Source organism: Acetobacter cibinongensis (genome assembly GCF_000963925.1).
Lineage (GTDB): Bacteria > Pseudomonadota > Alphaproteobacteria > Acetobacterales > Acetobacteraceae > Acetobacter > Acetobacter cibinongensis.
Genome location: NZ_BAMV01000001.1, coordinates 131,997 through 143,851 on the forward strand (window position 1 = coordinate 131,997; position 11,855 = coordinate 143,851).

Annotated in this window: 8 protein-coding genes; 3 read left to right on the forward strand and 5 right to left on the reverse strand. The window is 50.4% G+C overall.

What is annotated here, in order from left to right:
• Positions 1-3: 3 nt before the first annotated feature.
• Entirely contained in the window at positions 4-1,080 is a 1,077-nt protein-coding gene (locus tag Abci_RS00500; protein ID WP_048837181.1) for an HlyD family secretion protein, read from the reverse strand.
• Between the two features lie 15 nt (positions 1,081-1,095).
• Entirely contained in the window at positions 1,096-2,733 is a 1,638-nt protein-coding gene (locus tag Abci_RS00505) for an MFS transporter (RefSeq protein ID WP_048837182.1), read from the reverse strand.
• A 120-nt stretch (positions 2,734-2,853) separates the two neighbouring features.
• Between Abci_RS00505 and Abci_RS00510 the strand changes: the two genes are divergently transcribed.
• A complete protein-coding gene (locus tag Abci_RS00510; protein ID WP_048837229.1) occupies positions 2,854-3,777 on the forward strand; it encodes a LysR family transcriptional regulator in 924 nt (307 codons plus the stop codon).
• 102 nt (positions 3,778-3,879) lie between these two features.
• Here Abci_RS00510 and Abci_RS00515 read toward each other — a convergent pair whose 3' ends face one another.
• Positions 3,880-4,653, reverse strand: a complete 774-nt coding sequence (locus Abci_RS00515) for an aminoglycoside phosphotransferase family protein (protein ID WP_219810292.1) — start codon at positions 4,651-4,653, stop codon at positions 3,880-3,882.
• Between the two features lie 135 nt (positions 4,654-4,788).
• The gene (locus tag Abci_RS00520) at positions 4,789-5,694 is read right to left on the reverse strand and encodes a hypothetical protein (RefSeq protein WP_146806859.1); all 906 of its coding nucleotides are present in this window, start codon (positions 5,692-5,694) and stop codon (positions 4,789-4,791) included.
• A 293-nt stretch (positions 5,695-5,987) separates the two neighbouring features.
• On the opposite strand from Abci_RS00520, the gene Abci_RS00525 reads away from it, so the two are divergent.
• Positions 5,988-8,144 carry a tail fiber protein gene (locus tag Abci_RS00525; protein WP_084597449.1) on the forward strand — a complete coding sequence of 719 codons (2,157 nt, stop codon included), beginning with the start codon at positions 5,988-5,990 and terminating at the stop codon, positions 8,142-8,144.
• A 489-nt stretch (positions 8,145-8,633) separates the two neighbouring features.
• On the opposite strand, the gene Abci_RS00530 is transcribed toward Abci_RS00525, so the two are convergent.
• Positions 8,634-9,746 (reverse strand): Gfo/Idh/MocA family protein, encoded by a 1,113-nt coding sequence (locus tag Abci_RS00530; RefSeq protein WP_048837184.1) that lies wholly within the window; start codon positions 9,744-9,746, stop codon positions 8,634-8,636.
• A gap of 334 nt (positions 9,747-10,080) precedes the next feature.
• On the opposite strand from Abci_RS00530, the gene Abci_RS00535 reads away from it, so the two are divergent.
• Positions 10,081-11,826, forward strand: a complete 1,746-nt coding sequence (locus tag Abci_RS00535) for a glycoside hydrolase family 15 protein (protein WP_244877534.1) — start codon at positions 10,081-10,083, stop codon at positions 11,824-11,826.
• Positions 11,827-11,855: the final 29 nt, after the last annotated feature.

An 11,855-nucleotide genomic window follows, 5' to 3' on the forward strand; every position in this document is an offset into this window, starting at 1 on the left:
ATATTATTGCCAGACATAGCGCGCATCATTGGCATGCACTCCCTCCGGTTTTGAGGACGTATCAACTGTCACTTCCACGGACATCCCAACCCGCACTCTGGCCGCCAGCGTCTGGCCGGAGTCAAACGTCAGCTTGACCGGAATACGCTGCACCACCTTTGTGAAGTTGCCAGTAGCATTGTCTGGCTGGATGGGAGCAAAAGCCACCCCGGTCGCCGGAGCTACTGAATCCACATGCGCCTTTAAACGCTGGCCGGAAAATGTATCCACCCGAATTGTCGCCTGCTGCCCGGCCTGTAGCTTTGTCAGTTGCGTTTCCTGAAAATTGGCAAGCACATAAGCTTTATGCACGGGCACAACCGCCAGAATAGCTGTGCCCGGTTGCACATAGGTGCCCACACGCACGCCACGCTCCCCAACAACACCGTCAATCGGCGCTGGAATGGTGCAATAGGACAGATTAAGTTCCGCCTGCTTTTCGTCCCCCTGTGCGCGCACGAGAAGACCGCGGGCATGTTCAAGCTGGCCTTTGATCACGGCCAACTGCCGGATAGATGCCTCTACCCCCGCCTGATCAAGCGCTATTGCGGCCTCGACCTCTTTTTGATGCGCTTCGGATGACTGCCGCTGCTCAATTGTACCGGCCCCGCCGGAAGACAGAGTGCGATACCGCAGCGCATTCTGCCGCGCAAACATCAGGCGGGCCTGATCTGCCTGCACGGCTGCGTGCGCCTGTGTAATCACGGCGTCCTGCCTGCTTAATTCGGCCTCAAGGTTACTGACATCCCCTTGCGCGGCCTGCCTGTTCCCGCGCGCGACTTCTAAAGCAGCCCGGTAATCGTCATCCTCAATATGGGCGAGTTCCTCCCCTGCATGGACCTGCTCATTGTCCTGCGCCCTGACACGATCAATTCGTCCGGAAACCTTGGGAGCAACGGTCGGGAAGTCCGCTGTTACGTAGGCATCATTGGTGTACTGGTAAACGCCATCGCCATTCACCAGTCGCGTGCCACCCCATGCAAGAATAGCAAGAACACTTGCAGCACAACCTGCATAAAGTAGAGGTTTTTTATAAATCATGGTCCGATTTCCAAATTAACGAGCAGGAGTATTGGGAGACGGCGCACGGGGCGGGTAAACGCGGTGCGGCAGCAGCAGATTGATCGCCGCATAGCCAAGGCAGACACAGACCAGCACGGCGTAAATATCGTTCAACGCCAACACCAGAGACTGCTCACGCACATAGGTATGGAAAATTTGCAGGCTGTTCCGGGCCACATACCCAGCATCAGGCGATGTACCGGAAAGCTGGTGCGCTATAGGATTACCCATCCCCTGCAAAGCCAGAGCCTGCGTGCCATGATGGTCCAGCAACATGGTGGAATGATACTGCTCCCGCCTGCGGCTAAGTGCCGCAAACAGCGCGTATGCCACAGCATTGGCCAGCCCTTTGAGCATGTTCACCATGCCGGAAATAAATGGGCCATCCGCAGGCCCCATCGCCATGGTTGCCAGCATCAGGGTCGGGATAACCGTCATCGGTTGGCCGAAAACCTGGAGGATTTGGAGGGGATAGAAATTATCCCGCACCCAGTCCACCGTCAGCCATGTGCCAAGCCACGCTGATGCAGCAAGACAGAGCATGCCCCCTGCCAGCACAAACCGGCAGTCCACCTTGCGGCTGTTACAAAGCGCGGCAATTAACGGCAACATGATAAGCTGCGGCAGCGCGACCACCAGTGAAACCGGAGCCGCCTGCACAGGCCTGTAGCCCCGCACGGCCTCCAGATAGGTGGCGGGAATTTCCGCCATGATGGAGCAGACCGCCAGTATTCCTACAAGCGAGAGCAAAGCAGCCTGAATATTGCGCGAACGCCAGTATTGTATGCGGAAATACGGGCTGGGGTGAAACGCCTCATTAATGACGAACACAATAAAGGCCGCCGTTCCCCAAAAGGTCAGGCTGGTAATAAGTGGTGAGCGAAACCAGTCCAGCCGGTCCCCCTGATACAGCACAGTTACGAGCGAACAGATGGCGGGCAGCCCCACAGCCAGCCCCAGCCAGTTGAATTTTTCAAACCGTTCAAAATGCATGGGATCACGCGGCAGGCCATACGCCATCATCCCTACGGCAATGGCTGCAAGCGGAATGATCTCCCAATACAGCCAGTGCCAGCCCATCGTTTCAAACCAGAAGGCCTCCAGCGGCAGGCCCAGATTGGGGCCGAAAGTTGCGCTCATGGCATAGCCACCAATACCAAACACACGGAGCTGCGGCGGCAGATATTTGAGCATGACGGTCATCAACACCGGCGGCAGGCAACCTCCGGCCAGTCCCTGAAACGCCCTGAGAATGCAAAGAGATGTCACATCAGGCATGAAGGGAGCCGGAATGGAAAGCAGCGCCATAACAGCCGTCATGAAGATGGAAAACCGGTAGATTGAAAACGTCATGTAAAACCATGGCGTGAAAGCCATGGCTGCAATATTGAACGCTTCATAGATGGAGATAAGCCAGCTTCCCTCATCATGCCCAATATGCATCGCCCCCCGAATGTCAGAGAGGCCGATTTCAGTAACATGCTCATTAAAACCCGCCACATGCACAGCCAGCAGCATACCCAGACAGCCAATGACAGTCCGCAGGCCAAAAGGCGGGATATAGGATGGCAAGGGTGGTGACGCGTGGATAACAGGCGCACTTGCTGCGTGTGGAGGGATGATGGTCTTCATGAGCGCTGATCATCCTGAACCTTAAGCGACCGACAACCCTCATTAAGGGAAAACAACGACTTCGATTTTCGGAGGAATAAAATCTGGCCAATGCACCAGACAAAATCTATTCTTGGAAGAATGAAAGGGTATGACCTCGACCTGCTGCGCTCTCTTCAGGTGCTCACTGAAGAAGAAAGCGTCTCCCGTGCGGCCCGCCGCATGAAGATAAGCGAACCAGCCATGAGCCGTCAGCTTACAAAACTGCGCACGGCCTTTGCAGACCCCATTCTGGTGCAGGCAGGGCGGCGAATGCTCCCTTCGGCCTTTGCATCATCTATTCTCAGCCAGGTGCAGGATTTGGTCCGCAATGCGGACAGCCTTCTCGCAACCAGAGCCCTAGCCAATCTTGCCAGCATGGCCCCGACCTTTACTATCCGTGCGAATGATCTGGTCATTGCCGCCCTCGCCCTCCCATTACTGGAAGCCCTCAAGAAGGAATGCCCTCAATGCGAGGTAATCTGGGCACCGGAGCTAGATGCAGCGCCTTCAGACCCACTGCGGGATGGTGGTGTTGACCTTTATATCGGCGCAACAGAACTGATAAAACCTGAAATCCGCCGCCAGACCGTGCTGCGTGACCATATGCGTGGGCTTGTGCGTAAAGGGCATCCTATCCTAGCGGCTCCCATAACACCGGACAGTCTGGCGCTGTACGACTATATCAGCGTGTCCCGCCGTGGCAGGGCGCGCGGCCCTATCGACTGGATGTTGCAAAACCAATACGGCCTGACCCGTCGCATTGCCATGGTTGTCCCCAACTATCACTGTATGGTTGAAAGCATGAAAGGGACTGACCTGATCCTGCCACTACCGGGACTTGTCATCAATCATATCTCTCAGGATGCTCTGGGGCTTACCTCTTTTGAATTCCCGTTCTCGCTGCCTGGCATTGAAGCTTTTCAGGCTTGGCATCCTAGGCGGGATACAGACCCTGTGCATCGCTGGTTGCGGGAAACACTCTTTAGAGTGTCCCGAAAGGTTTTTGAAAATATCGCGGTATAAAGACCGAACACAACCACGGCGCTCGTATCTTCATGGTCATAATACACACCGCCACACGATGCCCCCACCTCAAAACAGGAGCAACATGCTTGCGTCTCGTTTTCAACTAAGCGCTTTAAGCGCAAGATCCGCCACCGCCTTTTGAGTTTCCGGAACAATTCCGTCCTCTATAAACCAAACCGCAGAGAGTCCGCTCCAGGCATGAATCCATTGCAGTAGCCTGACAGCATCAAGTTTCGCGTGTGAGCTGACAAGCCTGACTCTCTGCTCAAACCGGTGTGGAGATATCGCGTAGGGACGCTGTGAATCCGCAAGATCAGGATTTAGAAAAAGAGCCGCGAAATCAGCCACTCTCTCCCCGTACAGCCCTTTAGGGTCAATCGCGCACCAGCCTCGAGTTCCAAAATCCAGAACATTGCCATGGTGAAGATCCCCGTGCAGGGCAAGCTGTTCTTGTGGCGCACTTAACAGGCTATGGGCCTGCCGGGCACAGTTCTGCACCCATTCTGCACTGTGAGAGGGTGATGCAAGCAAATCAGCGAACCAGCTTTTCAAAGGGCGCATTTGCTCTGGGTGTCGTAGTGGAACTGAGTGTAATAGCTCTGCTGTCTGGCAGAGGTATCGTGTCGCGTCATCATCCTGATCAGCGTAAACAAGGTCAGCAAGACTACGACCACTCACCGCTCTTTCAAGAAGAAGAGCGCCTTTATCGTGCTCAATCACTCGGGCAGCCCCCTGCCCTGCCCACAGCGTCATGAGACAACCACCACGAAGTTCATCAGGGTCAGACGTGACTTTTAACATAATCGGAACGCCATGCCGAGTAACAGGCAGTAACAGAGAGCTTGCTGTCCGCACAGGCGTACCATCACTCATGAGCTGCCATCGTGACATAGAGGCCGAGGCTGCTAAAAAAAGATCTGTATTGTCCATGGTTACTGGCATTTCAAAAATCTTACTACCTCCTTCATAGCATCCACAACGCTGCAACCTGTTTACGCAAATTTTGTATTATTGACATAATAACTCTCGCGTTCTCATTTTTTGTGCTTCTCTATAGGCTGCGGCGCTATGTGCCATTTTAAGGCCTTGCAGGATATGATGATCACGTAAAAGCTGCGCTGAAACCCATGTACCGCTGGCGTTTTGGCCGTAATGACCCGCGTTTTGCACCTTTGATAGTAGGCGAGCAATATTACCGCGGGACACACCGTAGTGCTTTGCCATTGCACTGGCACTCCCCAAGTGAATATAGACCCGTCCGTCGTCTGTGGATTTTTCTTTTTGAGCCCTCGTCATTTCGTTAAGAACTGAAATTCCGATTGTTGTATTGACCAGCGGCGCGATTGAAGGCGGGGGCGCATAATAAAGCGGGTCACGCAGCATACGCCGTGCAAAAATTGGGTGCATATACGTTAGAATACGTGGATCTGAGTTGACGCGCTCAGCCCGTCCAGCACCATCAATCAGATCTAAACCTTGCAGGCTGATCTGAAGATAAAGGTAAAACATTTTCTCCGAGAACTCAGTCATACGGTAGGCACGTACACGCTGATCCGCCTGCGGCAGTGCAATAATGTATCCCCGGGCATGGATTTCTTTCAGATAGCTGGTGACCGTATTCGGGCTGGCTATGCCTATATGTTCGATTTCACGAAAAAGGTTGGTAGCTGAGAGCACTGGTTGAGTGGGGTCAACCTGATGTGAAAAGTGAAGTGCCAGTGCACCATGCGTCATGACCCAACGCCGTAAATCAGCGACATACCGGACTTCACGCGGCATTTTCCTGTGTATCTCCAGAAGCTTCTGATTACAAAAGCTCAAGCATTGTGGGAAGCCCGGCAACGCTACTATTTCGTCAGTTGTATATGCTTTTGCAGTGTCGTGACCGGATTTTTCAGAATCAACTGGCATCATAAGTGGCCTGCTCGAATGGTAATTCGCTATCCTGAGCGTTTTGCAGAGCTCAGGGAAGGCCTTTGTCGCATTTTTGGTGAAACCTCTTATTTCATTTGCTCTTCTGGCCGAGCAAGATTAGCATCAAATACACAATAACTGTAAAAATTTAAGAAATTAGGATTTTATTTTAATTTAAAAAGTAAAAAATGCTACTTATTTTTAATTTTTGTAATTTTAAAATAAGTAATTGTCGTTTTTATATAATAATTTCTTCTTTTTATTCATCTTTAGCGTGAAAGGTATGTATCCATATGAGTATCGGATCTTTTGACAACACCCAGAAAACTATAGTGTTGAGGCAGGTGATTGTCGTAAATGATATCGATCCGGCAACAGGAAATTCTTCGGTCATGCCTTTGGGAATCATCCGAAGCTTTGCTTTTGATCATTTCCTTACGCCTGATACGCTAAGCAGTGAAGGACAGTTGCTGTATCTCTCTGACAATTTAAGACTGTTTTCCCTGCTGCTGACTGCATACGGCAAGCACGACGCCGGAAACTTTGCTCTTCCAGATTTTTCAGGAAAGGTAGCAATCGGAGCTCAACCCTACACTGCCACAAGCTACACCGACATCGGGCATACGACTGGTGAAAACGCGACAACTCTTACGCAGGCTCAGCTACCGCCAGCACTGGGAGGGACAAGCCAGTCAATTGATAACGCACAGCCGTCCCTCAGTGTGAACTATCTTATTCGTGTGAAGCATGCTCCGTCGGCAGGGGGATTTATGGGAGAGGTGGTTGCCTTTGCCGGATTAGAGCCGACCATGGCAGGAGACCAGTTTATTCCCGCTCAAGGGCAACTCCTAAAAATTGCTCTGTTCCCTGAATTATTCTCGCTACTCCGCACCACTTACGGCGGAGACGGAGTGGCAACATTTGCATTACCCGATCTGCGTGGCCGTAGCATTATTGGCTCATCCAACACCGTATCTCTTGGGAGCATCGTGGGCCAAAAAACAGTGTCACTGAGTGACGCAAACGCTCCGGTGACTGATGGAGGTCAAGGGTCTTCTTTTGATAATCGTGCGCCGGGCCTCGCGCTGAATTATATTATCTGCATTGATGGTGCTCCCCCCTATTCTGCCAGCAAGGGCCAAGCTGTTATAGGCGAAGTTCGTGCATATGCAGGAGTAGCGTCCACCATCCCTCAAGGTTGGGTGCTCGCAAACGGTGCCTTGTTGTCTATTTCCGACCATACGCACCTCTTTGCACTCTTAGGGATAACATATGGAGGCGATGGCCGGAGCAATTTTGCTCTACCCAATCTGTCAGACACCGTCATTGCAGGCAGTGGTGGCTCGCAGGTTTTTGGAGAAACTTACGGAAAAAATAGCGTCACTTTGCAAGTGTCCGATGCCGCATGTTTCTGCAAAGGAAGCCTGATACGCACCTCCAAAGGAGACACACCCATCGAAGACATTCAAATTGGTGATGTGGTTGCTGTCTATTATGATAACACTATTAATGGTGCCGTAAGGCGCGTGACGTGGGTGGGGTACTCTCATACCGTTGTCCGGTCACATCTTCCGGACGATCAGGCTGGTTATCCAGTACGTCTGCTCAAGGACGCGATTGCTGGGGGCATACCTTACAAGGATATGCTCATTACACCTGAGCATTGTCTATTTCTTGATGGACAGTTCGTCCCGGTGCGTATGCTTGTCAATGGGCGTTCGATTTTTTTCGATAAAAGCATAACCTCTTACACGTATTATCATATCGAGACAGAAAAGCACTCAGTCATTATGGCAGATGGCGTCATGACTGAAAGCTATCTCGATACGGGAAACCGTTCTGCATTCCGTCAGAATGGTTCGGTTGTCTCAATAGGGGCACATCGTCATCTAAGCTGGGAAGAGGCTGCTGCGCCGCTCAACACATCGCGTTTTTTTGTGGAGCCCCTGTTTCAGAAACTCACTTCTCGTGCTGAAACCCTAGACCATGCATACCAACCCTGCGAGCAGCGTCTCACAGACAATACTGGTTTACACCTTGTCACCCAGACTGGCAGCATTCTGTACCCCATACGAAAAGAAAATGATCGTACCCTGTTCATAATCCCAACCGGCATTGAAACCGTTCAGATTGTCTCTCGTGCCAGCCGACCATACGATACTATTGGCCCGTTTATGGATGACCGCCGGGTGCTTGGTGTATTAGTTGGGGCTGTTCAGCTCTTCGAAGGACATGCAACGAAAACAGTAACGTTGCATCTAAACGACGCAAACCTTTCTGGATGGAATAATGTTGAAGATGGCATGATGCGCTGGACAAATGGTAACGCGCTGCTGCCTCTCGGCCCTCGTCCGGTTAACGCTATTGCAATCATGGCTCTTCAGATCCATTCGGCAGGCCCCTATTTAGCATCAGACGCCCAGCCTGACCTTACCGCTCTGCAAGCATAAAATAGTATGAACTGCGTGATCCTAAGCCGTGGGATTTCATTCTTTGACACAGAAAATAAGGGCGACAGCGTTATGGGTCACTAACATGCAGGGGGAAAATCTCTTTTTTGGCAGTGACGGGGCGTTCTGTGTCTGGAAACCTACGCAGAGTTATAATTACTCAACAAGCAGCTACGGCCCTAGCCTCACACCTCCGATCTAGACCATTTTCACGGAAGACGACATTTCACTGCCGTCAGGCCAGTCCAGGACCTTGGGAACCCGACCTCCCTACCCAGAACACCGTCACTTTGTTGAGAAAGCTGTCCTTTATGAGGAACAACGATATCACTGGCGACCAAAAATTATCTAGCCATGGCCTAAAACGCCTTAATGGCTAGACCCTCTTTACCCAAGCAAACCAACCGAAAGGATCTTCTCAGCAGATCTGCTTCCGTTGTTGATTTCTCCTGCAAAAAGGCAGACCCTCATTGCGATAGTTTTCTATTCTTACTTGGCCAGTGGTTGCACACCTATAAGCTGCTCGTCGTCCGGTACTTGTGCAGGGGGTAACGTGAAAACCTGATCTTTTTTCAACCCTTGCCGGCCTCGTTCCGCAGCGTTGAGAGACACAGGCCGACCGGATGAGAGAGACTGTTCAATCGCCGTCAAAATTCTGACATCTAGCAGTCCTTCCCATCCATCAGGGCCGGGTTCACGATTATGTAAAATACACTGGGAAAAATAAGAAATTTCACCACCAAATTGCTCTACGGGTTCAAATTCAAAGGACTCTCGAGCTTGGTTTGTCTGTAAGATCGTTTTAATTCTGGTAGATGCACCAAACTGGTAGCAGGGTGAGACATGTGCTGACCCTTGGGTGCCAAGCAGCGTAAAACTGTCATGCCCCGCACTGGAATAAGAGACAAAAAAATGGGCTAGACGATTATCGGAAAAACGCAGTGTAACAGAAACGCGGTCATCAAATTCAAAATGTTCTGGGTCAGTCTTTAAACCGACCGCGGAAACCTCTACTGGCTCGGACGCAAATAAATTACACATCACATTGATCGGATACGCTCCCATATCCGGAACCGGTCCGCCCCAAAAGCCGCCTTTTGCACGATGATTATTGAGATTGACGTCTTGTGAAAAAGTAGAATTAAACGAGACAAGATCTCCAATCTGCCCCTTTTTGACACGCTCTACCAAATCAACCGTGCCCGGCTCAAAATGTAGCCGGTATGCAACCATGAGCTTGCCGCCACCCTTCTTTTGCGCAGCGAGAATGGCTTCACATTCCTCCATGCTTGTCGCCATCGGTTTTTCAATCAACAGATGTTTGCCTCCTTCCAGAATGGGGACGGCATGTTCGATATGCCGCTCGTTAGGTGTGGCAAGGTAAAATGCATCGACATCTTGAGACGCAATAAGCTGGTCCAAGTCTTCATATCTGTAACCGGGAACATTATACTGTTTTTCCAGAGCATCTGACTTTTCACCGCCGCTACTTACAAACGCGGCCAACTCCGAATTATCCGCACGTGAAAGGCCGGGGATAAAAGCCTGCTGCGCGATCTGACCCATGCCAACAACCGCGTATTTTACAGTTTTTTTCTGCATTTTTCCGTTCCTTATGTCTTGTGAAGACCGCAACGCATGAAGGGTTGGGCACGTTTCATGTGATTATGTTATCTGCCATAACTGCATCTATTTAATTATTTTTTGATAGAGAATAAGAAAATAAATATGAAACTTCTGGGAATACCTCTTTTGTGAGAAATATTTTACGGAAGAAACATTTTCCCTTTCATGCGTTAACACAGAAATACCAGTAACAAACCTAAGCGCGTAATCCTGTTTTTCTAATACACCATAAGGTTTTCCCATGACGAAAGTAGCTTCCGGCCAGAAAGATGACCGCCTCGTCCCGCAACGAACGACAGGCTACTTGCCGTTGGAAGATTATGGAGCTTTGGGAGATGGGCGCTCCGTTGCATTAAGCGGAACCGATGGCTCAATTGATTGGTGGGGTGTGCCGAACCTCGACTCCCCTCCCCTTTTTGACCGTCTTCTGGACGCGAACAAAGGAGGGTACTTCAGTATTCAACCAACTGATCCATTCTCAGTCGAGAGACACTATCTTAAGGATAGCAATGTTCTTGTAACATTTTTTCACACTCAATCTGGTTCTGCAAAGCTGACTGAATCCCTTAACAGTAGTTATGCAGGCCGACTGCCGTGGTCAGAACTGGCACGACGCGTAGAAGGAATAAGTGGTGAAATTTCTTTTCGCTTTTCTGTCTTCTTTAGTACCAGAGACGATACTGCCAGCCCGTATTTTTCAAAAATTGGGGACTTTCCCGTTTTTCATATCAAGGATGTCTTGGGATTATTTCTTCATAGCGAGAGCATAAATTCAGAAAGTTCTGATGAAGGTATCTCCGGCCATTTCATGATTTCTGAAGGGGAGCGGAAACTACTGGCTATTGTTGCGGGACAGAGTGAACCTTTAGTTGTACCCACCATAGCCGACATTGATGGACGCATAGATATTTCCCATCACGCGTGGCAGGAATGGGTAAAAATTATTTCTTATGACGGTATTTATAGAAATGCTTTTGTGAGAAGTGCCTTATCTCTCAAATTTCTTCTTTTTTCTCCGTCAGGGGCTATTGCTGCCGCAGCCACCACATCTTTGCCTGAGAAAATCGGCAATAACAAAAATTATGACTATCGTTATGCGTGGGTCAGGGATGCGGGTTACACAATTAATGCCTTCCTCGCCATCAATGCACAGGCTGACGCAAAAGCTGCATTTACCTGGCTTCTTGAGCGGTTGCAGCAACACGGTTCGCACGTTTGCTACACCTTGGCTGGTGATCTGGTTGACGAAGTTTATGAAACCAATCTTGCCGGATACAGGAATAGCCGACCAGTCGTAACGGGCAATCTAGCGGCCAGCCAGCATCAACATGGTATTTATGGTGACATATTTGGGACGGCATGGTGTTTTGTCAGTAAAGGCAACATCTTAGACCCATGTAGCGCTGAACTTTTGTCTCACCTCGCAGACGAATGTGCTGACAATTGGCGTCAGAAAGATGCAGGGATATGGGAGTTACCTAAAAACCACCATTACACATCTTCAAAAATCAGTTGCTGGCAGGCTCTTGCCCGAGCCGTTGAGCTGGCTGATTGTGGGCAGCTCCCAACGACCTGTCGTGAACGCTGGGGGCGTGAACGTGATAGAATTGAACAGTGGATTGAGGAAAATTGTTGGTCAGACCAACAACAGGCCTATGTCATGTATCCTGGGTGTGAAAAGTTGGATGCGTCATTGGCGCTTGCTGTGCAGTTCCGCTATCCGGCAACTGAACGCTTGAGCCTGACTATGGAGGCCCTTGATCGGGAATTAGGGGCTGGCCCTTTTCATTATCGTTATAGCGAAGTGGATAAAGAAGAAGGGTGTTTTCTGGCCTGCTCGTTCTGGATTGCTGAAGCCAAAGCACATCTCGGGCAGAACGATGACGCAGCGCGCAGACTGGACAATTTGGTTAAAGCTCTGGATAGAGGGGTTGGAATTTGGTCTGAAATGGTTGATCCAAAAGATCTTTCCTGGCTGGGAAATATCCCGCAGGGCCTAACCCATTTGGCCTTTATTACTGCCCTGGAAACCTTGTCGGAAAAGAGCCAAGCATAATGTCATTTCCGGATAGTGTTGTAGACATG